This window comes from Mucilaginibacter sp. (genome assembly GCF_035492695.1).
GTDB lineage: Bacteria > Bacteroidota > Bacteroidia > Sphingobacteriales > Sphingobacteriaceae > Mucilaginibacter.
On sequence record NZ_DATJJC010000026.1, the window covers coordinates 110,421 to 132,331 of the forward strand.

The window sequence follows — 21,911 nt, forward strand, 5'->3', positions numbered from 1 at the left end:
AACAACAGGTTTTAAAGCCTGCTAAAAATCGCCGCTTGAGCCCCCGCCACCAAAGTCGCCACCGCCCATTTTTACGCTATTGTTAGTTGGCGCAGGCGTGTGAGTTGACAAGCTTTCCGCAACTATCAATGATTCGATCTTAAGGCGATCCATTACATTTTCGCCTTCGGGTTCAGCATAGGTAAATCCGTATTTTGGTGTTTTCAGGTAACGAATGACCGCATAGGCAATGCCCAGCAATAGTGCCCCGCCTATCGTCAAAGCAACATCGACGGGCAACACATGGAAATAGGTGCGAAAAGTAATAACAGCCGCCGCGATCAATAATAATCCTGTACGGAGCAGGATCACATCTTTCTTCCGGATACCCAGCCCCGCATATACGAAAGGAACCATCATTGTCCATATCCAAAAGAAGGCGCTAAGGGGTACAGTAGCATTAACTGTCCCGTGCAGTTCGTCGGTCAGTGTTTGAATAATGTAGTAGTTTCCGGCGGCATAGAGCGTAAGCAGGCATACGATCTGCACTATGATAAGACAATTTTGATAGTAGTCGAATTTTTCCCTATTGACGTAGGCCAGCCAATATGTGTCCGCAGCCGCAACCATCATGGCAAATGGTACCGTTGACATACCTGAAGGAATAACTTTGGTCCAACAAAAAAATATGAAGGCGAAGAAGCAAACGCAGCACGCGGCAGCCATCAAAATATCAGTGAATCGCAAGCTTAAAACCATGAACATTAAGAATGCAATTCCGAAAAGGGTTGGATAATTTGCATGGTCGCCAAAACCTGAGAATGCCATAAAAAGTCCTGCCAAAATCATGCAGGTTGATAAAAACAACAGTGCGTCGTCAACACCCGAACGATAATGATGTTTAACATAAACCATAAGCTCGAGGCCGGCAAAACTGATCATTCCTAAAAAGATCGGGAAACCAGGGCTATCAAAGATATCTGCACTGGCCGCCACTAAGGCGATCAGTCCGTATGCAAAGAACACTACAACGCAGGTGACAATAAAAAAGCCAACACGCGCGAGTATGCCCGGCGAATAAAAGCCCACCGGGTATTTTTCGGCAATGGCTTTAAGTTCAGCCTCATTGATGCGACCGGCAGAAAGGTCCTTGTTCAGCATATCCCTCAGCTTCAGGTTGGCAAGCCATGTTTTGTTGTACGCTATCATTTGGCTTTGATCTGTTTGTTTATGTTGATCAGCAGGAATATCAGGCCAATACCGGAACCGATAAAATAGAGGGATAAAAGAGACATTGCGCCAAGGTCGGCGGTTTGGATAAGCACCCGCACGACTAAGCTGCTGACGGCGATATAAGAATACAGCACAACAAGCAGGATGAAGTAAAACGACCTGTGCTTAAAAGCATCCTTATAGACCAGGTACGCGAAAAAGAACAGGGCTAATACCCAGGCGGAGCAGGCAAACGAATTATAATAGTGAAAATATCCAGCCAGCAGGGTAATAAAACTCACATGCACCCCATAATGCTGGTAGCTGAATTTGAAATGCTTTTTAAAATTATACCGTTGTGTGTTGTAAGCGCCGGCCATAAGTAAAATGCCTAAAAGCAAATAGGTATAAATAATGGTTTCGCTGTTAAAATCGCTGTTAAGCAACAGTTGTTTGGGAGTTACGGATACGCCCATCCATAGGGCAAGATTGGCTATAGCCAAATTCAAGATGCCCAGATGGTCGAAATAATAGGCGGTAAAGAACAGTACCAGCATGGGTATTAGGGTAGCCAACCCATAATTCAGCCCGAATACTTTATATTCAAATTGCAGGTACCCTACGAAGATGAGGAAGCTGGTGCACCCCAGCAGCAAAATGTAATCAAAAGCGGTATTGGGGGATCTCACCTGCCCGGTGCTGAAAGGCAGTTTGGTTTTGAAACAGTAGGCAAAACATCCCACACAGATGAGGGCTATCAGTATTAATACAAACTGATGGCCAATAGTATCAATATTTTCGTAAATGAGTAACCCAAGGCCGCCGGTTAGCAGTAAAACGCCAAGGTACAGGAAGCTCTTTATTTCCCAATGCACCGAAAATAGGGATGCTGGCCTTTCAGCATTTACTTTGGCGAAGGATTCATCGCTCAGCAGGCCCGCCGAATGTAACTCTTCATAAATATCAGGCATTGGGAATTGTGGGTTGGTTTATCAATAATACTAAACCTAATTGATATCGCCACAACATTGTTACTTTTTAAAATTTTTCAAAAAGTTAGGATATGCAATATTTTTAGCGATATTAGTTAGCCGTTCCGACGCCTAAATTAAACTTCATGAAGAGCAAACCCAATTACTATATCGTGGCATTGATCATGCTCACGTTTTTCGTTATCTCCTTCATGACCAACGTCATCGGGCCGCTTTCGCCCGAATTCATACAGGATTTCAAATTAAGCGATCTGCTGGCCGGGGTACTGCCGTTCGCATTCTTCATTGCCTATGGCGTTATGTCTATCCCGACCAGCATGCTGGTGCAAAAGTATAACGAGAAGAAAATAATGGTGGCAGCGTTTGTTGTCGCATTTGTAGGGTCACTGCTCCTGGCCGCCCAACCCAATTACCTGACAACGATATTATCCCTTTTCCTGATAGGTTGCGGAATGGCTATGCTGCAAGTTGTCATCAATCCGCTATTGCGCGTTGCAGGAGGAGCTGAAAACTACGCTTTTACCTCGGTAATGGCGCAATTGATATTCGGCGGGGCGTCGTTTGTCAGCCCGCTTGTTTATTCTTATATGGTGTTAAACCTGCAGCATAAAAGCGGCGGCATAGTTTCGGTACTGCAGCCGCTAACACCTGCAGGCATGCCCTGGATATCACTGTATTGGCTGTTCACGATGATAAGCCTGCTGATGTTTGTTATCATACTGGTTTCCAGGTTCCCAAAAGTCGAATTGCAGAGCGATGAAAAAGCCGGTCCCTGGAAATCGCATGTCGACCTGTTTAAAAAGCCGGTGGTTGTTGCTTATTTCATTGCCCTGTTCTGTTATGTGGGCACCGAGCAAGGGGTATCCTACTGGATGTCGGAGTTTTTGCACCGGTACCACCAGGTAGACCCGCAAACCAAAGGCGCCGACGCCGTGGCCTATTTTTGGGGCCTGATGATGGTAGGCGGGATACTGGGACTTGTACTGCTGAAATTAATGGACAGCCGCAAGCTGTTGGTGTTGTTCACCATACCAGCCATCATATTGCTGTCATTTGCTCTGTTCGGAAGCGCCAAAGTATCGTTGTATGCGTTCCCTGCTATCGGCTTTTTCATGTCGGTAATGTACCCCATCATATTTTCACTGGCGCTTAGTTCGGTTGATAAGGATCATGGATCTTTCGCCGGGATACTGGTTACTGGTATTATCGGTGGCGCCGTAGTGCAGATACTGATCGGCGGCTTGGGCAATATAGTGGGTTTGCGGGCAGGCATGATGTTCCTGTACCTCACCTTCGGTTATATGCTTAGCATTGGCTTTTGGGCCAAACCACTAATTACTAACCAAACGGTATTTGATAAAAAGGATAAAGTATAATGAGTACTAAAGTTATAGGGATCGATTTGGGCGCCACAAACGTTCGCGGTGCAGTGGTAACCGGTGATACATTATCGGCTATTATTTCGGCACGGATACATAGCGATGGATCAGTGGATGAAGTGCTGAACGATATTTACCAGGTGGTGGATCAATTGATAAAGGATGATATTACAGCAATAGGTATTGGCGTACCCAGCGTGGTCGACGTTGAACAAGGCATAGTTTACGATGTGTTGTATATCCCTTCCTGGGTGGAGGTGCCTTTGAAAAAACACATGGAGGACCGTTATCATATTCCTGTTTTTGTTAATAACGATGCAAATTGCTTCGCTGTAGGCGAACATTACTTCGGTAAAGGGAAGGGCGTTGATTCGATGATCGGGATGACCCTGGGTACCGGGCTTGGCGCGGGCGTTATCGTTAACAATAAATTATACGCTGGTTATAATTGCGGTGCGGGCGAATTTGGCTTGTTCAACTACAAGGATAACATTTTGGAGTATTATGCCAGCGGCTCATTTTTTCAGAATGTTTATGGTCTGGATGGAACCAAAGTTTTTGAAGAAGCGAAGTATGGCGGCAAACGTGCACTGGAACTTTATGCTGAATTAGGTACCCATATCGGCAATGCGGTTAAAATGGCCATGTACGCTTACGACCCGCAGCTGATCATACTGGGTGGCTCGGTGAGACATGCCTGGGAGTTTTTTGAGAAAACGATGTGGGAAGAGATCAGGACCTGTGTTTTTACCAAATCGGCAGAGCGCATAAGGGTGGAATCGTCCGGCTTGCAAAACAGCGGAATATTGGGCGCGGCGGCGTTGTATTACGATGCTCAGTAATTGAGAAATTAAGCTATTAAGATCAATATATGAAAAGGTTCAGTTTGATGATCATATTATCATCACTATTCGTTTATCAGTCGTTTGCCCAAACAACCGAAAGCCACCGGATGATATTGAAAGACGGCTGGCAAATGCAGTCAGTTACTAAAGATGCGAGCCCCGGCAGCGCGATATCACAGACCAAATTTGTGCCTAAAGGCTGGTACAAGGTTACCGTGCCGACAACCATCATCGCCGGCTTGCTGGCAAACAAGGTATATGACTTTGACCCGTTTATGGGAATGAATTTTGAAAAGCTGAAGGACCCGGCGTTGGATAAACCCTGGTGGTTCCGTAAGGCTTTTGCGATGCCGCCGGGCGAAAAAGGAAAGACCGTGATCTTGAAACTGCACGGTATCAATTACAAAGCTAATATCTGGCTGAATGGAACAAAGATCGCCGACTCTACCGAAACTATGGGGCCTTTCCGTATCATCGAAATGGATGTCACCAAATACATTAAGGCTACGGGCAGCAATGTTTTAGCCTTAGAGATAAAAAGGCCTGTTAACCCAAATCACAAAGGCGGCGACCTTGCCATAGATTACGCCGACTGGATACATTACCCGCCCGATTACAACGGTGGTATAGTAAATGATATTGAAATAAAGACCTTTGATAAAGTAGGTATTCAATATCCGCTGGTGACCACCAATTTTGATCTGCCTTCGCTGGCAATAGCGCACTTAACGGTTGATGCGCTGGTTACCAACTATTCCAAAAACCCACAGGATGTGGTAGTGAAGGGTAAAATTAACAGTGATATCGCATTTGAGAAGAAGGTTCACCTGGGCCCGAATGAAATAGCCAATGTCACCTTTACCCCAACGGAGTTCACCCAATTGAACATCAGCAACCCTAAAATATGGTGGCCGTGGCAATATGGGAAACCAGAATTGAACCATATCGAGCTTTCCATTGCACACGGCAGCGCGGTAAGCAATACCATTGCTGAAAACTTTGGTATAAGGCAGATCACCTCGAAGCTGATCGACGATATGTCGCGTGAGTTTATTGTGAACGGCAAACCGATTATGCTGCGTGGTGCGGCGTGGTCGCCGGATATTTTCCAACGGCGCTCACCCGAAAGACAGGAGCAGGAACTGCGCCTTTACCGCGATATGAACATGAATATCGTGCGTTCGGAAGGTAAACTGGAGGACGATCACTTTTATGCTTTGTGCGATAAGTATGGTCTGCTGGTGATGACCGGCTGGATGTGCTGCGGCGCGTGGCAATATCCCGAGAATTGGGATAAGGCGAAGCGTATAGTGGCTATGCAATCGGACAGCAGCGTAATGTACTGGCTGCGCAATAAACCGAGCATCATGGTTTGGCTGAATGGCAGCGACATGCCGCCACGGGATACTACTGTCGAGCGCGATTACCTGAACATCGAGGCTGCCCTGAAATGGCCCAATCCGACCATATCCACGGCCAATGAAAGCAAATCTAAAGTATCCGGTTTTAGCGGGGTAAAAATGGCCGGGCCCTATGAATGGGTACCACCTATTTACTGGGAAACCGATACCACCAGCAAATTTGGCGGAGGCACCTGGAGCTTCGCTACCGAGATATCCCCGGGTCCGTCTATTCCGCCTTATGAGAGTTTGATCAAATTTATTCCGAAAGACTCGCTTTGGTATAATACCAAAACCTGGGACTACCACTGCGGTACCATGACCTTTGGCAACACCCGGGTGTTTAATGAGGCCCTGGAGAATCGTTACGGTAAGCCATTGGATATAAAACAATATATAGCCGAGGCCCAGGCGCAAAATTATGAGGCGCACCGCGCCATGATGGAGGGCTACGGTTTGCACAAATACAATACCGCAACGGGCGTTGTGCAGTGGATGGGCAGCAACCCCTGGCCCGGACTGATATGGCACACTTACGATTATTACCTGTATCCGGCAGGAACTTATTTCGGTATGAAGAAATCAATGGAGCCCCTGCATATTATGTACTCTTATGCCAATAATGAGGTGGATATCATTAACTCGCTGCTTACTAAATTCAACGGGCTGCAGGCCGAAGCGACGATCTTTAATTTGGACGGAACCCAGAAATATACCAATACCGCTACCGTTGACGTGGATGCCGACGGTACCGCCAAGTGTTTTGCCCTGCCGGCTGCTTCCGAATTTTCGGATACTTATTTTCTTCGTTTGCAGCTAACTGATGATAAGGGTACCGTCCATAGCGTTAACTGGTACTGGTTGTCGAAAAAAGGCGATGTGCTGAACTGGAAAAAATCCAAATGGTACACTACCCCCGAAACTTCCTACACTGATTATACCGCGCTGCAGTCCCTCGGTAAAACCAGCCTGAAAGTATCTTATTATACCGATAAAAAAGCCGATAGTACTTATCAAGCGGTAACCATCGCCAATACGGGCAAAACCGTTGCTTTCCAGGTGCATTTACGGGCGTTAAAAGGACAGCGTGGAGATGATATTTTACCGGTGATCTTCAGCGATAATTATATCGAACTGGCGCCGGGCGAAAGCAGGGTGATCCGTGTCAGCTATGCCAATAAGGATGCTAAAGGAACAATGCCCTACTTATTAACAACGGCCTGGAACCTGGATATCGGCACAAGCCAGTCGGATAATCAGGCGGGGTTTGCTGCTAATTGATAAGGATATTAAAAAAATGCGCGCTGTTTTCCGGCGCGCATTTTTTTTAATAGAACTTTTTTATTGATTTATTAATTGCTCAAAGAAACCGCCGATCTGGTTCAACCTGTCTATAAACTGGATCTCGAGTATCCAGTGCCGGTCATTGCCGTCTTTGTCTGCCTGGAAAATATCAGCATGATTGTCCGGGTGTATATCCAAGCCCAGGTCATCCGGTCCAAGCTGTTCGTGCGGGAAATGGCCAACAATGTGCCCGCCTATTTCGCCGCCATATTCCCAGCCGTATTTTTTGGCCAGTTCGTTTAAATAGGTGAAATATTGTGCGCCGGTAAGGCTGCTTTGTTCATCATACCAGGTTTTGGCCTCGCGCCAGGCAGCTTCAACATCTCTCTTCAATTTCAGCTTTAAAGGGTCCTGACCTATCACATAGGTTCTGCCCAGGTCTGCTTCCCATCCGTCGAATATCGGCCCAAAATCAAGGATGACAATATCGTCTTCCTGTATTATCCGGTCCGGGGGGTTACCGCTGTACGAATGCAGCGTATTTGCACCCGCCCTTACGATCTTCTTATGCCAGAATTTTTCTATCCCAAAATGGTTGCGGGCCACTTCAACAACTTCATCAGCCAGTTGCTTTTCCGATTTGCCCGGTGCTATTAACCCCAAACCCTCTACTACATGGAATAGTTGTTTTGCCTTCTCCTCGGCGGCTGCCAGCTTTTGTTTTGCATTATTCATATTTGCCTGGGCTAATTAGTTGATGTCTTTGCCGTTTTGAAGGTCCCTTATATTTCGTTCAACTTCCAGCTTATTGCCGCCTTTGGCCTGGGGCAAAGCTTTCTGCGCGTATACAAGCGCCTTTTTATAATCGCCTAATGCTGAATAACTGCAGGCCATACCCAGGTTAGTGAAAAGATTATCCGGAAATTTTTGATAATTCATTTTAAACACCGCTATTGCGTCCTTAGTCTGTTTCGCAGCCATTAAAGCCGATGCATAAACATAGGCCTCAAACTGGTCGGCATAAGGCAGGGCCTTTTTCATTATCTCGGCGGCTTCGGCTTTTCGACCCATACTGTCAAGCACGGCAGCCTTGGTTTGCCATGGCGTAAAGCTTGTGCTTCCACCGAAGCGAAAGCTAACCGCGCTGTCGGCCCACATCAGACCTTCCTCCAGGTTGGTTTTATTGGTTGCGCAAAAAGCTGCGGCCTGGTTCCACCCCTGCCATAAAGCGGGTAAGGCCTTGTCTCCGCGCAATTCTTTCCTGAACGACGCGATCTGCGTTTTTATCACGTCGACATCGATCCTGAAAGGGATCATCAGCTTTTCCCATTGTAATTGAACGGTCGCGCTTGATGAGGTCTGATCGGCAAACTCATATTTCAAGTATTCCACACTTTTGTCGGTCTTTACCGGCTTTACATTTACACGCAAAGCATCCTCTGCTGGGTCATAGAAGAAGTTACCCCATGATGTTGAATTTTTTGAGAAGATAAGCGTGCTCTCATCCGGGCCATACGCAACAAAAAAGCCATACCTGCCGGCTGGCAGGTCATGGCCATCTATTTTAACGTCAGTTGTAAACTCAATAGTTGTATTTTCATTTGCGCCGGCGCGCCAGGGTGCAGGTTTTTTAGCGCCGTATCCCAACTCTGTAAAGCCAACCGGAATAAGTTCTCCCCAAATATGCCCCTCCCTTTTTTTAATTCCCGGTCGGCTGTAATTGATGATGATATTAGTGATGCCTATTCCCTCGCTAACGGATGCTCTTTTATTGCCTCCACGCGGGATCGTAGTCAATTGTGCCTCAGCTATACCGGCGAAAACCAGTTGAAAAGACATTAACAGTAAACAGAATTTTAGTAAATTTTTGATCATCGTATATTTTGTTTAATAATGTCGGATGTTATAACCGTTGCAAACTCATTGTTCAGGCTTGCCAGGGCGGTTTCATGGATAAGCTCAGCCGGGTAATTTTGCCCGTCGACGCCTTGTTTATTAAAGGTGGCAGTAGCATCGGCAACCAGGTAGGTTTTGTAGCCCAGGTTCCCGGCCATACGGGTAGTTGTGGAAATGCAATGGTCGGTGGTTAAGCCAACGATAACAAGAGTGGTAATTCCGGCTTTATCCAATTGCACCTGCAGGTCGGTGCCTATAAAGGCACTGTTCACATTCTTTTTGACAACAGGCTCCCCTCCGATGGGACTAACCAGTTCATTAAATTGGTTGCCTGCGTGGTTCTCGTGGAGTGGAGATATCAGCGTAGCAGAGCAATGCTGAACATGAAAAACAGGAAGGCCGGTATCCCGCCAAAGTTGCAGCAATTCGCTTGCCCGCAATTCAGCATCCGGGTTATTGCGTTGCCCGCCCCAATAGGCTATGTCTTCAAACCCTTTCTGAATGTCAACCAGGATCAATGCCGGCCTGTCCTCTTTCATTATATTCAACTCAACCTTCATATTGACTAATGTGCTGATACAAAAAAACATCGTTTAGCTGATAAAATAAAATGCTTAATTTTGATTGATTGATAATTTATTTTGATTAATATGGATGTTCAACAGATCAATAATTTTCTTGTGTTATGTAAGACACTTAATTACCGTAAAGCGGCAGAGCAGATAAATATTGTGCAGCCAGCATTAAGCAGGCAAATACAATTGTTGGAAAATGAGATGGGAGCCCTGCTGTTTAACCGTAGCAAACGAACAGTTACCTTAACCGAAGCAGGCTTGTTTTTTCAAAAAGAGGCAGACAGGATATTGCAGGATTTGAACAAGACCATCGCCCGCACCGCGCAAATAAACAACGGTGAAGCCGGCGAAGTAAGGATAACCCATGCCAGTTCGGCCATGAATACGGTTGTGCCGTCGTTCCTGGTTAAGGTGAAGCGGAAGTGGCCCAACCTAAAAACCATTGCGCAGGAAACCTCTAATTTCGAGCAGATTGAAATGGTGCTGGCCCGGAAAGCAGATATAGGCGTCGCCCCCAATGTTATGCTGCCTCCGGAGATGAGATCGAAGGTATTATACAAGGAAAATTATGTGCTGATATTACCGGGCGATCATCCATTAGCGAAGAAGAAAATTACCGACCTGTCGGTACTGAGAGATGAGACCTTTATATTACCGCAGGTTTCCACCGGGGTAGGTTATGTTGAAGCAATATTGCAGTTATGCCAGGGCTTTGGTTTTAAGCCAAACGTCGCGCACGAGTCGGCGCATGCCATGGGGGTAATGCGCCTGGTTGAAGCGGGTTTGGGCGTCTCCATCGAGCCGCTATCGTCGGTAAGCGGCGCAGATATGAATATCAAACTTATTGAATTGAAAAACTTGCCTCAAAAAGCATCCATGGTGCTTTTCTGGCTGCGCGAGCGCGATGCGGAATTAAGCAGGTTTATTGAGATGTTTTGAAAGCGTGTTGCCCCGTTTACATTAACTCCTTCATCAATTTATCAAAGGCTTCTTTCAATTCAGCCAGTTCAGTCTCGAGCTTTGTTACCCTTGCTTCCAGTTCACCTGATGAACGTGAGGGGGTATCCGTAGTAAAGCTTTCTTCGCTCCAATCGGTTGTGCCGCCCAGCAGGTGAATATAGCGGGCTTCCTTTTGTCCCGGCCGGCGCTCCAGTTGTTTTATAAAAGGCTTTTCTTCGGATGCCAGTTTATCCAATATCTCCTGCACCTCTTCTATCGATTCAAATTCCCACAAGCGCCCCGAGTTGGTGTTCAGCTCGCCGGGTGTTTGTGGTCCGCGTAACAGCAGCAGGCAAATAATGGCCACTTCGGATGGGATGACAGGATAAACAATGGCAAAATTATGCTTGTACTTCACCACTCTGTCGGTGCCGCCGGTGGCGGTAGAAACCAGCCCGCGTCTTTTTAGCGTATTCACGGCATTGATAACCGTTTCGTTGTCGTATTGCACTACGGGGTTGCGCGATGTTTTCTGGTTGCAGGCAGCCAGCAGGCTATTGACGGTCATGGGGTAATAATCCGGCGTGGTGCGGCTTTTTTCCATCATCGAACCAAGAACGCGCAATTCGGCGTCATCCAGTTGCGGCAGCTGTTGTGTTGAATCCATGCGCTAAAGATAGAAACAGCCCGGGATTTTTTGCAAACTAAAAAAGCACCGTCCACAGGGAACGATGCTTTGCAACTGCACTTTATCAACTTATCAATTATTCCTGGAAGAAGAAGTAGGATTTTACACCTTCGTTTTCATAAACATGTATGCGTTTGGTTACCGCGCCGGTTTCTGTTTTCACTTCAACCTTATAGTCGCCGTTATCAAGGGTGCTGATGTTATAGCCCTTTTCGGTTGGCAAGCCGTTAGATAAACGGTCCTTAAAAATAACCTCACCGTTGGCGTCGTAAAAAATTACGACCGATTTTTCGGCGGCTACCTTTACGCCGAAGCCTTTGTCGTTTTTCAGCGAAGTGAAGCTAACAGCTGCGTCAGCTTTGGGTGCCTTTGGGGCTGCGAAAGCACTAACTCCTAATCCTAATATCAGTGCTGCGATTGCGATTGTCTTTTTCATTTTTTTTCCAATTTTATTGTAAAACCTAATTTGCTTTGTTATTTCAATGTCCAAAACAACAACAAGTGCAGTTACTAAAAAAATGTATTAGACCATCGTGCCAAAGGTATAGACGAACGCCCTTTTTTATCATTTTTTTGATTGTAAGTAGCTAATAATTAGTAAAATACAACCTTTATAGAGCGTGCCGGGCAGTTGATAGACTGATTTGTGGATTTGGTCGATCAAATGCGGCCAAAAATGAAAAAAGCACTGCTTAAAATGGAAGGCAGTGCTTTAAAGGGGTACGTTTGCCAGGCAGCGTTACATGATATCTACAACCCGGCGGTCGCCATTATTGTAGATGTAGAAATTTGTCCTGATGTCGTGGCCTTTCGCGTAAATCTCGACGGTGTACTTACCATTATTCAATTCGCGCAGCAAGTATTTTTTTTCTGCAAGCGTGCCTTTGGTCAGGCAGTCTTTAAACACGGTATTGCCCGAGTTGTCGTTGATGATAACTACAGATTTCCCTGGCATAGCCTTATCCACCTGGATAGCAAACCCCCGGTTATGTTTAAGGGGGATAATACTTACCTGGTTATATGTCATATTATTCATGTGATGTCGCGGTTTGGCAGCGGCTGTAAATACGCTGGCTGCTGATAACAGCAGCACAGCAGATAGTTTGATGAATGTTTTCATAACATTTTGTTTTATGCCCGGCCCATATTAGCAAATCATACCCGGGCGGTTCAAATTCATATCCGTTTAACAAGCGGTTTGCAAAAGTGTTTCGGATTTTTTGTGCTAACCCATTCATTGTTAGTAAAATATATGTTGTATTCGGCCAAATTCAGCGATCAAATTAAATCGAGAAAATCATGGAAAATCCCGTCAAAATCGGTTAATTTGCAGGTATAATGTCGCTTTTCATCGCATCTTTAAATTCGGGCAGCAATGGCAATTGCTATTACATCGGCAACGATAAAGAAGCGATATTGGTTGATGCCGGCATCTCCTGCCGCGAGACCGAAAGGCGAATGAACCGGCTTGGCCTGCCGATGCAAAAGGTGAAGGCGATCTTTGTATCGCACGAACATTCCGACCATATTAACGGTATTGCTGTGCTTTCGCGCAAATACAAGCTGCCGGTTTACATCACGCCTGCAACGTTACAAAGCAGCGGCCTTAGTCTCGATCGCGACCTGGTGTTTTCATTTAAGGCCTACGAGCCTGTTGTTATAGGGAAGATATCTGTTTCAGCATTTCCGAAATTTCATGATGCGGCCCATGCGCATAGTTTTAATATCACCTGTAATGAGGTGACCGTGGGCGTGTTTACCGACATCGGTATGGCCTGTAAACATTTAACGGAACATTTCGCCAAATGCCATGCGGCTTTTCTTGAAGCCAATTACGATGAGGAAATGCTGGAGAAGGGCCGCTACCCTTACCACCTGAAACGCCGCATCCGCGGTGGATTGGGGCACTTGTCCAACGCCCAGGCGCTGGAGGTTTTTATAACACACCGCCCGGCGTTTATGAGCCATCTTTTTTTGGCGCACCTTTCAAAGGACAATAATGACCCCGAGCTTGTGAATGAGTTGTTCCTTCGCCATGCAGGCGAAACAGAGATCGTTGTAGCATCGCGGTTTGTGGAAACGGCGGTTTATCATATCAATGGCAGCTATGTTCCGACTCAAACGCCTGTGAATATTGTGGCTGAAAGGGGGCAGGTGCAATTTAGTTTGTTTTGAGGGTTGGTCATTAGTAACCGGCGATTAATGATCAGCCGGGGGTAACCCCCGTTGGCTGCCGCACGTGTCTGCGTTCATCGTGTACCACCCGTACCCAGCCGTTGTTTCCCAGCCTGCACAAACCCCAACACACCAAGTCTTTATAACGGGCAAAAACGGCAGCATTTTGTTTTATCTTATATTTTGCTGCTTAAGGCGGCCACTAATGATATTTGTTCCGCCCAAAATGGCTTGTTGCGGGCTTTTTGCAAGTCGCTGTATATCAATACGCAGGCAACGCAGTTATTCGCCAGGGCAACAGGCGTTACACTAAGGCACGCGTTAGTGTATAGCTTATATATCTGGTAATGTGTAGTTTACGGCGTCGGGGGCAGCCCAATGTCGGCATTGGTGCGGGTGCTTCGTGTTTCGGGTCAAATGACCTTATTCTATGGGTAACACATTTTAACATAGATTTTAAGTAAACCATTTATAATCAATTGATTAATGAACTGAATGCAAAAAATTGTGTTAACCATGTTAACCCGGTTTTGACATGCCGGTCAACGGTATTTAATCTTAAACTTATCTTTATAAATACTTTCCCTTTTATTTTTATCTTCATACAGCCATATCAGTACGATTGCTTACGAAGATGAATTTTAAGAAGATCCTGTTTAAAACGCTGAAAATTATGGGGATTACCATTGGCAGCATACTCCTGCTGATGTTCCTTTTGCCCATCCTTTTCCCAAAAACCATCACCAAAAAAATAAAACAACTGGCCAATAACAGTATAAACGGGCAGCTTAACTTCTCGGGAACCAGCCTTTCGTTCTTCAAACGCTTCCCCGAACTGACGCTTACCCTGGAGGATTTTACGCTGAAGGGCAGTGAACCTTTTCAGCAGGATACGCTTATCGCGGCAAAAGATATTTCATTCGCCGTCGACCTGACCTCGTTATTGCAGTCGAAGATCAAGATCAGTAAGGTGTACCTGAGTAAGGCGTTTATCAATATCGAGGTTGACAGCGCCGGGCATGGCAACTACAGTGTTTATAAAAGTCAGCCGCCGGCGCAGCAGGCCAAAGCTGACACGGGCGCCGCTTCGCTTGGCATTGAAGAAATAGTGATAGAAAAGAGCCACCTGGTTTATGATGATGCGTCAATACCTACACAAATAGACGCCCGTAACTTTAACTACCGGGGCAGCGGCGATTTTACCAAAAACATATTCGATCTGAAATCGCATGTAGAGATAGCCGAGGCCGATTTTACTTATGATAACCAGCAATACGTGGTGAACCGCACCGTAAATGCCGACCTGGTGACCAGTATCAATACCAAATCGCTTGCGTTCGCCTTCCAGAAGAACGACCTGATGATCAACAAACTGCCGGTGAAGTTTGTCGGCAGGTTCGGGTTTATAAAGGATGGTTATGATATGGACTTTAAATTCACGTCGCACCAAACTAACCTTGGCGATATTTTCACCGCCCTGCCGCCTTCCTATGCTAAATGGGTAACCGGTACCGAGGTAAAAGGCACCGGCGAAGCCCAGGTAGAACTGACGGGGCAATACATTGCCTCGAAAAATATCCACCCCGATTTTAGCTTTAGCATGAAGGCACGGAACGGGTATATCTCCAACAATCATACGCCATCGCCGGTGCAGGACCTTTACCTTGATATGGTGATGAAGGTACCTCATCTGAACCCCGACAGCTTGTCGCTAAGTATCGATTCGCTGCACTTCCGGATTGACAAGGATTATTTCAATTCTAAATTCAGTGTAAACGGCTTAAAATCGCCCGAAATATTTGCGAGGATAAACACCGAGGTCGACCTGGAAAAATGGAACCGCGCATTCGGCGTCAAATCGGTCGACCTGAAAGGCCGCTACGCACTTCATTTGCTGGCCGAAGGAAAATATGCCACCGGTTTGCAGAAACGAGGGATAAGGCATGTTGATACGGTGATAACCAGCGTACCAAAATTCAGCCTGAGATCGTCTTTCAGAGATGGCTATGTCAAATATCCCAGCGTTCCGGAAGCTATCAAAAATATCAGTTTTGATTTGAATGCGTCGTGTCCGGATAATGATGTGAAACATTTTACCATGCAGTTTGCCAATTTGAACGTGAACGCCTTGAACAATTACCTAAAGGGTTACTTTAAATTAAGCAATGCATCCGGTTTGGCGATGGATGGTGCACTGCAGTCAAAATTCAGCCTGGACGACCTGAAAAAAATCTATCCTGTAGAAGGTTCCGATTTGCGCGGCGACCTGAGTTTCGATGTGGAGGCCAAAGGCAGGTATATTCCCAAACAAAAGATATTCCCGGTGATAAAGGCAGATATTAACCTCGCAAACGGCTACATAAAAACAAAATATTATCCTGATCCGATAAAAGATGTGCAAGTGAGCGCCAGCATCACCGATAATACAGGGTCGCTCAGTGGGCTGAAAGTTAACATCAAGCCGGTATCGCTCACTTTCGAGGGCCAGCCATTCCTGCTGAAGGCTGATCTGAGGAACTTCGCCGACCTGCAATACAATATTCACTCCAAAGGTACGCTGGACATTGGCAAAATATATAAGGTATTCGCGATAAAAGGATATGGGGTGAACGGGCTCATTACCACTAATTTTACTTTGAAAGGTAAGCAAAGCGATGCAACCGCCGGGCGCTACGACCAGTTGTTCAATAAAGGTACGATGAAGGTGAAAGACCTGGCATTAACCTCGGACCTGTTCCCGAAACCGTTCATCATCAAAACTGGTGTTTTCAGCTTTGTGCAGGACAAGATGAAGTTTGATGCCTTTACGGCCAATTATGGTAACTCGGTTATTGTGTTAGATGGCGCTTTATCCAATGTGATAGACTACGCGATGAAGCCCAACGCGCCGCTGACGGGGACTTTTAACTTAAAGAGCGGCCTTATACTCGCGGATGATTTTATGGCTTTTGCCGATGGCCCGCCACCTGCCGCCAATACAAATCAGCCGGCAAAAACAGCAGCTGCACCGACAGGGGTTGTGCTTGTACCTTCCAACCTGAACCTGACCTTTACCGCCGATGTGAAGAAGGTGAAATACCAGGGCCTTGATATTAACGATGTAAAAGGCGAAATGGATATCAGCAACGGGCAGATCGTTTTGAAGCAAGCAGGTTTTACCATGATAGATGCGCCTGTGGTGATGGATGCTACTTACGGCAGTATTAACCCGCAAAGGGCGTATTTTGATTACCATATCAACGCTAAGGAGTTTGATATTAAAAAGGCTTACAACCAGGTAAAACTGTTCCATGATATGGCGACCTCGGCATCATCGGCAGAGGGGATAGTTTCACTTGATTATAAGTTGAGCGGCAAACTGAATAAAGATATGAAGCCTATTTATCCCTCGCTTAAGGGCGGTGGCGTACTTTCTATAAAGAAGGTGAAGATCAAAGGCTTCAGGCTTTTCGGATCGGTAGCCAAAGAAACCGGTAAGGATAGCCTGGGTAAACCGGGAGATGTATCCAAAGTGGATATAAAAACGACAATCGCCAATAACATCATTACTATCGAACGCACTAAAATGCGTATCGCCGGTTTCAGGCCGAGGTTTGAAGGACAAGTAAGTTTCAATGGCGAACTGAACCTGAAGTTCAGGCTGGGCCTGCCGCCTTTAGGCATATTCGGCATACCAATGACCATAACGGGTACCCAGGCCAACCCTAAAGTACACCTTGGGCGTGGCAAAAAGGAAGACGAGCTAAAAGAAGAAGCGGATACTACTGAGTAATATTGATTTAAAAATTTGATAATGAAATAATATCGAATCCACATGGTCTAATACAGTACCTTCGATTTATTTCTTTTTCATCTTCATGATAATTACCGACAGGGACGAAATAATTAGATCACTGGCTCCGGATAAAACCTGGGACATCATCATTGTTGGCGGTGGCGCAACCGGATTGGGAACGGCACTCGATGCGGCCTCCCGTGGTTATCAGACACTGCTACTGGAACAGGCCGATTTTGCCAAAGGCACTTCGAGCCGTAGTACTAAGCTGGTACACGGCGGTGTGCGCTACCTGGCGCAGGGTAATATCGGTTTAGTGCGGGAGGCTTTGCGCGAGCGGGGGCTTCTGCTTAAAAACGCGCCCCACCTGGTAAAAAACCTCCCTTTTATCATTCCGAATTATCGTTGGTGGGAGGGCCTGTATTATAGCATTGGCCTTGCCTTTTACGATCTGCTTGCGGGCAAGTTAAGCTTAGGCAAAACCAAACATATTTCTAAAAAAGAAACACTTGAACGGCTGCGTGGTGTCGAGCCAAAAAGTTTATATGGCGGCGTGGTTTATCACGACGGACAGTTTGATGATTCGAGGCTGGCCATTAACCTTGCCCAAACAGCCCTGGAGCAGGGTGCAACAGTGCTAAACTATTTTAAAGTTACCGGACTTGAAAAAGGTAAGGATAAAAAGCTTGCCGGCGTAGTAGCTGAAGATAAGGAAACCGGGAAAACCTATCAGCTTAAAGCAAAAGCAGTGATCAATGCGACCGGGGTATTTGTTGACGACCTGCTGCAAATGGATACCCCCGGAAGCAAGCCGCTGGTGAGGTCGAGCCAGGGTGTGCATTTGGTATTCGACCGTTCGTTTATGTCGTCGGCTGATGCATTGATGATCCCAAAAACAGATGACGGCCGTGTGCTTTTTGCTGTTCCATGGCATGATAAGCTGGTTGTTGGCACAACGGATACACCTCTTGACGAACATAGTCTTGAGCCCGTTGCGCTGGAAAAAGAGGTAGATTTTATACTGAACAATGCGGCACGGTACTTAAAAACGGCACCGCAACGCAAGGATATATTAAGCGTGTTTGCAGGTTTAAGGCCGCTCGCGGCGCCACCGGACGAATCGTCTAAAACAAAAGAGATTTCGAGAGGGCACAAGATCATCGTGTCGGGTTCGGGCCTGATCACGATAACGGGAGGCAAGTGGACCACTTATCGAAAAATGGCGGAAGACAGCGTTGATAAAGCGATGGAGACCGCCGGACTGGCACCTGCTTTATGCAGAACCCAGGATTTGCCGATACATGGACGCGACCGCGTATCCGACTGGAACGATCACCTGTATGTGTATGGAAGCGATAGGGAACAATTACTTGCACTTGCTGGCGAAAATAAAGCGTGGAGCGAAAAACTGCATCCCAATTATGAATACCTGCAGGCCGAAGTGATATGGGCAATAAGGCATGAAATGGCCCGAACGGTTGAGGATGTGCTGGCCAGGCGGGTAAGACTTTTGTTTTTGGACGCGAAAGCGGCGTTAGAAGCCTCACCCTTAGCAGCTAAACTATTGGCGGCTGAATTGGGACGGGATAGCCTATGGCAGGAAGCGCAGATCACTTCGTTCAAAAAGCTGGCTCAGGCATATTTGTTACACTGACGCATGGATTGTGCTGAAAATATAACGTAGCTTTATACACCAATTATTCTTTAAACCTGTAAATGGAACAATATATTTTGGCCCTCGACCAGGGTACTACAAGTTCTCGCGCTATTGTTTTTGATCATAAAGGGCAGATAAGATCGGTCGCCCAAAAAGAATTTACACAGATATTTCCGCAGCCGGGTTGGGTTGAACACGACCCGAACGAAATATGGTCGACCCAGGCAGGTGTTGCCGCTGAGGCTACCGTAAAGATGGGTATTAACGGCACTAATATTAAAGCCATTGGTATTACCAATCAGCGGGAAACCACGATTGTTTGGGACAGGAACACCGGCGAACCTGTTTATAATGCTATAGTTTGGCAGGATAGGCGCACGGCGGGGTTTTGTGATCAGCTGAAACAGGATGGCCATGCAGCGCTGGTGCAATCTAAAACAGGCCTGGTTATCGATGCTTATTTCTCGGGCTCAAAAATCAGGTGGATATTAGATAATGTGGAAGGCGCAAGGGCGAAAGCCGAAGCAGGTGAACTGGCTTTTGGAACCGTTGACAGCTGGCTGGTTTGGAAGTTTACACGCGGTAAAGTTCACGCTACTGATGTTACGAACGCCAGTCGCACGATGCTGTTTAATATCCGAACCCTGGAGTGGGATGACGAGTTGTTGCAGTTACTAAATATCCCTAAAAGTATGCTGCCGGAAGTGAAACAAAGCAGCGAGATCTATGGAGAAACGGCTACAACCATTTTCGCCTCCAAAATACCAATAGCCGGCATAGCCGGCGACCAGCATGCCGCGCTTTTCGGTCAAATGTGTATCGGCAATGGTATGGTAAAGAATACTTATGGAACGGGCTGTTTTATGCTGATGAACATCGGCGATAAATTCATCGCATCAAAAAATAACCTGCTGACTACCATCGCATGGAAGATAGGCGGGAAAACACAGTATGCTTTTGAAGGCAGCATATTTATTGGCGGGGCAGTGGTGCAATGGCTGCGCGATGGTTTGGGTGTTATCAAAACATCGGCCGAAGTTGAGCAGCTTGCATTAAGCGTACCGGATACTGGTGGCGTTTACTTTGTTCCTGCTTTCGCGGGCTTGGGCGCGCCATACTGGGATCCCGAGGCGCGCGGAACTATTGTTGGTTTAACGCGCGGTTCAACCGCGGGGCATATCGCGCGGGCTGCGCTTCAATCCATTGCCTACCAAACTATGGATGTGTTGAAAGCAATGGAAGCCGACGCCGGCATGCCGATAAGCGAATTACGGGTTGATGGCGGTGCTACGGCCAACAACTTATTGATGCAGTTCCAGGCGAATTTGCTGGGCTGCAAAGTTATCCGGCCAAATGTGGTAGAAACTACGGCCCTTGGCGCTGCTTATCTTGCCGGACTGGCCGTAGGGTATTGGGAGAGTGAAGAACAGATAAAAGCATTGTGGGAGGCAGAAAGGACATTTGAACCGGTCGCTCATTCGCCTGAAACGCAAAAAGGAATTGACGGGTGGAAAAGGGCAGTGCGGGCTGCGCAGGCATGGAGTGGAGATTAGAATGAGGAGTAAAGACAGGCTAAGAAAACCTTAAATAAATCTTGTTTCTCAAAAATATCAACTTAAAAACCTAAGATATAATGTCACCATTTATAGCTGAATTTATCGGTACCATGCTGCTCATCCTGTTGGGGGATGGTGTGGTAGCCAACGTGCTTTTAAAAGATACCAAAGGCAACAATAGCGGTTGGATAGTCATAACCACCGCATGGGGGTTGGCGGTGTTCGTTGGAATAACCGTTGCAGGACCCTATAGTGGTGCGCACCTGAACCCGGCAGTAACCATTGGTCTGGCCATAGCCGGTAAATTTGCCTGGGCCAATGTGCTTCCCTACATTATCGCTCAAATGCTGGGCGCCATGTGCGGTGCGTTCCTGGTGTGGTTGATGTATTACGATCATTTTAAGCGTACCAACGAACCCGGTTCCGTACTGGCGGTGTTTTGCACGGGGCCTGCTGTGCGCAACTATGTGTCCAACATTGCCAGCGAGATCATCGGGGCGTTTGTGTTGGTTTTTGTGGTCTTTTATGTGACTAAAGCGGAGATCGTGCCCACCAAAACCCCCATCGGCTTAGGCTCGGTTGGCGCTATACCGGTGGCATTTCTGGTATGGGTTATCGGTCTTTCATTGGGTGGTACCACCGGTTATGCCATCAACCCGGCCCGCGACCTTGGTCCGCGTTTAATGCATGCCTTATTACCTATCAAAAGCAAGGGTACCAGCGATTGGGGTTATTCGTGGATACCTGTCATAGGCCCCGTTATCGGGGGTGTTATAGCGGCATTGGTCTATTTGCAATTAAGTTGAACAGAAGTACGTATTCAGCATTAACACGCTGTTTTTCTATACCGTAAGAACACTGTTTTCACTGCGTAAAACTACGTATTGTTTAAAGAGATAAAAGTGGTACACCTGCAAAAATAAGTCTGAATATCAGCATCTTGGGTTTTATATAATCAAAAAAATAGGCTTGCATACTTGCTGTACGCTTGTTGGTTAAGTAACCAATTAATTCTAATTTTAGTAAAATAACCCTCAACTCACTCATTTCAAATCATGGAAACAAAAACAAGGACCCCTATAACCGGCAAAGAAGGAGCCGAAATTGATATTAAGATAGCAGCCGAATGGACAAAAAACCACCGCGACCGTTATCCGCATAATTCAATTTCGCAATTTTTTGGTATTGAAATACTTAACCGCCTTTTGCAGCAACCGGGCTGCCTGGGCATACGTATTTATTATGGCAATGGCCAAAGATTGAACGGCTGGCAAAAATTCATCTTCGCTATCGCCAATTTTTTGAAGAAAAACCTGGCCGGCGCCATCGGCGACGATCATTTTATACTGGTGGGCGCCAATGCCCAAGGCCTTGATCTTTTGCCGGCGGATGGAAAAGTTGACGTTGCCGCTGGCGCTGCGCAACCGCAAATGTTTAAAGCAATGGCAACCACAGACGGTTCGACAGGTGGCGACACCGGCTTTGTTGCCGAACAGGCACATCCTTGCCCCGGATCGGCAAATTGCCCCAAAAATGTATTGACTGGGAGCTAATATTGG

The 21,911-nt window shown here is 46.6% G+C and carries 18 protein-coding genes; 10 read left to right on the forward strand and 8 right to left on the reverse strand.

What is annotated here, in order from left to right; all coding sequences use genetic code 11:
* Positions 1–21 precede the first annotated feature (21 nt).
* Both VL525_RS15540 and VL525_RS15545 read right to left on the reverse strand, forming a co-directional pair.
* Entirely contained in the window at positions 22–1,188 is a 1,167-nt protein-coding gene (locus VL525_RS15540; RefSeq protein ID WP_325387953.1) for a hypothetical protein, read from the reverse strand.
* A complete protein-coding gene (locus tag VL525_RS15545; protein WP_325387954.1) occupies positions 1,185–2,162 on the reverse strand; it encodes a DUF2157 domain-containing protein in 978 nt (325 codons plus the stop codon). Before VL525_RS15545 ends, VL525_RS15540 begins: the two co-directional genes overlap by 4 nt.
* A 146-nt stretch (positions 2,163–2,308) precedes the next feature.
* Here VL525_RS15545 and VL525_RS15550 point away from each other — a divergent pair, with 146 nt between their 5' ends.
* From VL525_RS15550 to VL525_RS15560, 3 genes are read left to right on the forward strand one after another with little or no spacing between them, the layout of a single operon-like run.
* Positions 2,309–3,559: a sugar MFS transporter gene (locus VL525_RS15550; protein WP_325387955.1), complete on the forward strand. Its 1,251-nt coding sequence runs from the start codon at positions 2,309–2,311 to the stop codon at positions 3,557–3,559.
* Positions 3,559–4,404, forward strand: coding sequence for an ROK family protein (locus VL525_RS15555; protein WP_325387956.1), 846 nt, complete (start codon positions 3,559–3,561; stop codon positions 4,402–4,404). The genes VL525_RS15550 and VL525_RS15555 overlap by 1 nt, the downstream gene beginning before the upstream one ends.
* Before the next feature lie 29 nt (positions 4,405–4,433).
* On the forward strand, positions 4,434–7,088 hold the full coding sequence (locus VL525_RS15560; RefSeq protein ID WP_325387957.1) for a glycoside hydrolase family 2 protein: 2,655 nt from the start codon (positions 4,434–4,436) through the stop codon (positions 7,086–7,088).
* A 60-nt stretch (positions 7,089–7,148) separates the two neighbouring features.
* Here the strand turns inward: VL525_RS15560 and VL525_RS15565 are convergent, their stop codons facing one another.
* From VL525_RS15565 to VL525_RS15575, 3 genes are read right to left on the reverse strand one after another with little or no spacing between them, the layout of a single operon-like run.
* Positions 7,149–7,826, reverse strand: a complete 678-nt coding sequence (locus VL525_RS15565) for a M24 family metallopeptidase (protein WP_325387958.1) — start codon at positions 7,824–7,826, stop codon at positions 7,149–7,151.
* 15 nt (positions 7,827–7,841) lie between these two features.
* Entirely contained in the window at positions 7,842–8,930 is a 1,089-nt protein-coding gene (locus tag VL525_RS15570) for a DUF2911 domain-containing protein (RefSeq protein WP_325387959.1), read from the reverse strand.
* A gap of 32 nt (positions 8,931–8,962) precedes the next feature.
* A complete protein-coding gene (locus VL525_RS15575; protein ID WP_325387960.1) occupies positions 8,963–9,547 on the reverse strand; it encodes a cysteine hydrolase family protein in 585 nt (194 codons plus the stop codon).
* Between the two features lie 90 nt (positions 9,548–9,637).
* On the opposite strand from VL525_RS15575, the gene VL525_RS15580 reads away from it, so the two are divergent.
* Positions 9,638–10,501 (forward strand): LysR family transcriptional regulator, encoded by an 864-nt coding sequence (locus VL525_RS15580; protein ID WP_325387961.1) that lies wholly within the window; start codon positions 9,638–9,640, stop codon positions 10,499–10,501.
* A 16-nt stretch (positions 10,502–10,517) separates the two neighbouring features.
* Here VL525_RS15580 and VL525_RS15585 read toward each other — a convergent pair whose 3' ends face one another.
* From VL525_RS15585 to VL525_RS15595, 3 genes are all read right to left on the reverse strand, one after another.
* On the reverse strand, positions 10,518–11,168 hold the full coding sequence (locus VL525_RS15585; RefSeq protein ID WP_325387962.1) for a YceH family protein: 651 nt from the start codon (positions 11,166–11,168) through the stop codon (positions 10,518–10,520).
* Between the two features lie 97 nt (positions 11,169–11,265).
* Positions 11,266–11,625 (reverse strand): hypothetical protein, encoded by a 360-nt coding sequence (locus VL525_RS15590; protein WP_325387963.1) that lies wholly within the window; start codon positions 11,623–11,625, stop codon positions 11,266–11,268.
* A gap of 303 nt (positions 11,626–11,928) precedes the next feature.
* Positions 11,929–12,309 (reverse strand): hypothetical protein, encoded by a 381-nt coding sequence (locus VL525_RS15595; RefSeq protein WP_325387964.1) that lies wholly within the window; start codon positions 12,307–12,309, stop codon positions 11,929–11,931.
* Between the two features lie 218 nt (positions 12,310–12,527).
* On the opposite strand from VL525_RS15595, the gene VL525_RS15600 reads away from it, so the two are divergent.
* The 6 genes from VL525_RS15600 to VL525_RS15625 all read left to right on the forward strand — a co-directional run bounded on the left by VL525_RS15600 (position 12,528) and on the right by VL525_RS15625 (position 21,905).
* On the forward strand, positions 12,528–13,364 hold the full coding sequence (locus VL525_RS15600; RefSeq protein WP_325387965.1) for an MBL fold metallo-hydrolase: 837 nt from the start codon (positions 12,528–12,530) through the stop codon (positions 13,362–13,364).
* Between the two features lie 634 nt (positions 13,365–13,998).
* The gene (locus tag VL525_RS15605; protein ID WP_325387966.1) at positions 13,999–17,136 is read left to right on the forward strand and encodes an AsmA family protein; all 3,138 of its coding nucleotides are present in this window, start codon (positions 13,999–14,001) and stop codon (positions 17,134–17,136) included.
* Between the two features lie 85 nt (positions 17,137–17,221).
* A complete protein-coding gene (locus tag VL525_RS15610; RefSeq protein WP_325387967.1) occupies positions 17,222–18,793 on the forward strand; it encodes a glycerol-3-phosphate dehydrogenase/oxidase in 1,572 nt (523 codons plus the stop codon).
* Positions 18,794–18,855: 62 nt separating this feature from the next.
* Positions 18,856–20,349, forward strand: a complete 1,494-nt coding sequence (gene glpK, locus VL525_RS15615) for a glycerol kinase GlpK (protein ID WP_325387968.1) — start codon at positions 18,856–18,858, stop codon at positions 20,347–20,349.
* An 80-nt stretch (positions 20,350–20,429) separates the two neighbouring features.
* Positions 20,430–21,158, forward strand: a complete 729-nt coding sequence (locus VL525_RS15620; protein ID WP_325387969.1) for an MIP/aquaporin family protein — start codon at positions 20,430–20,432, stop codon at positions 21,156–21,158.
* Between the two features lie 249 nt (positions 21,159–21,407).
* A complete protein-coding gene (locus tag VL525_RS15625; protein ID WP_325387970.1) occupies positions 21,408–21,905 on the forward strand; it encodes a hypothetical protein in 498 nt (165 codons plus the stop codon).
* Positions 21,906–21,911 lie beyond the last annotated feature (6 nt).

Excerpts from the sequence above, each read along its gene's own strand:
- VL525_RS15540 (WP_325387953.1), bottom strand. The coding sequence starts at position 1,188 with ATGATAGCGTACAACAAAACATGGCTTGCCAACCTGAAGCTGAGGGAT.
- VL525_RS15545 (WP_325387954.1), bottom strand. The coding sequence starts at position 2,162 with ATGCCTGATATTTATGAAGAGTTACATTCGGCGGGCCTGCTGAGCGAT.
- VL525_RS15550 (WP_325387955.1), top strand. The coding sequence starts at position 2,309 with ATGAAGAGCAAACCCAATTACTATATCGTGGCATTGATCATGCTCACG.
- VL525_RS15555 (WP_325387956.1), top strand. The coding sequence starts at position 3,559 with ATGAGTACTAAAGTTATAGGGATCGATTTGGGCGCCACAAACGTTCGC.
- VL525_RS15560 (WP_325387957.1), top strand. The coding sequence starts at position 4,434 with ATGAAAAGGTTCAGTTTGATGATCATATTATCATCACTATTCGTTTAT.
- VL525_RS15565 (WP_325387958.1), bottom strand. The coding sequence starts at position 7,826 with ATGAATAATGCAAAACAAAAGCTGGCAGCCGCCGAGGAGAAGGCAAAA.
- VL525_RS15570 (WP_325387959.1), bottom strand. The coding sequence starts at position 8,930 with ATGTCTTTTCAACTGGTTTTCGCCGGTATAGCTGAGGCACAATTGACT.
- VL525_RS15575 (WP_325387960.1), bottom strand. The coding sequence starts at position 9,547 with ATGAAGGTTGAGTTGAATATAATGAAAGAGGACAGGCCGGCATTGATC.
- VL525_RS15580 (WP_325387961.1), top strand. The coding sequence starts at position 9,638 with ATGGATGTTCAACAGATCAATAATTTTCTTGTGTTATGTAAGACACTT.
- VL525_RS15585 (WP_325387962.1), bottom strand. The coding sequence starts at position 11,168 with ATGGATTCAACACAACAGCTGCCGCAACTGGATGACGCCGAATTGCGC.
- VL525_RS15590 (WP_325387963.1), bottom strand. The coding sequence starts at position 11,625 with ATGAAAAAGACAATCGCAATCGCAGCACTGATATTAGGATTAGGAGTT.
- VL525_RS15595 (WP_325387964.1), bottom strand. The coding sequence starts at position 12,309 with ATGAAAACATTCATCAAACTATCTGCTGTGCTGCTGTTATCAGCAGCC.
- VL525_RS15600 (WP_325387965.1), top strand. The coding sequence starts at position 12,528 with ATGTCGCTTTTCATCGCATCTTTAAATTCGGGCAGCAATGGCAATTGC.
- VL525_RS15605 (WP_325387966.1), top strand. The coding sequence starts at position 13,999 with ATGAATTTTAAGAAGATCCTGTTTAAAACGCTGAAAATTATGGGGATT.
- VL525_RS15610 (WP_325387967.1), top strand. The coding sequence starts at position 17,222 with ATGATAATTACCGACAGGGACGAAATAATTAGATCACTGGCTCCGGAT.
- glpK (WP_325387968.1), top strand. The coding sequence starts at position 18,856 with ATGGAACAATATATTTTGGCCCTCGACCAGGGTACTACAAGTTCTCGC.
- VL525_RS15620 (WP_325387969.1), top strand. The coding sequence starts at position 20,430 with ATGTCACCATTTATAGCTGAATTTATCGGTACCATGCTGCTCATCCTG.
- VL525_RS15625 (WP_325387970.1), top strand. The coding sequence starts at position 21,408 with ATGGAAACAAAAACAAGGACCCCTATAACCGGCAAAGAAGGAGCCGAA.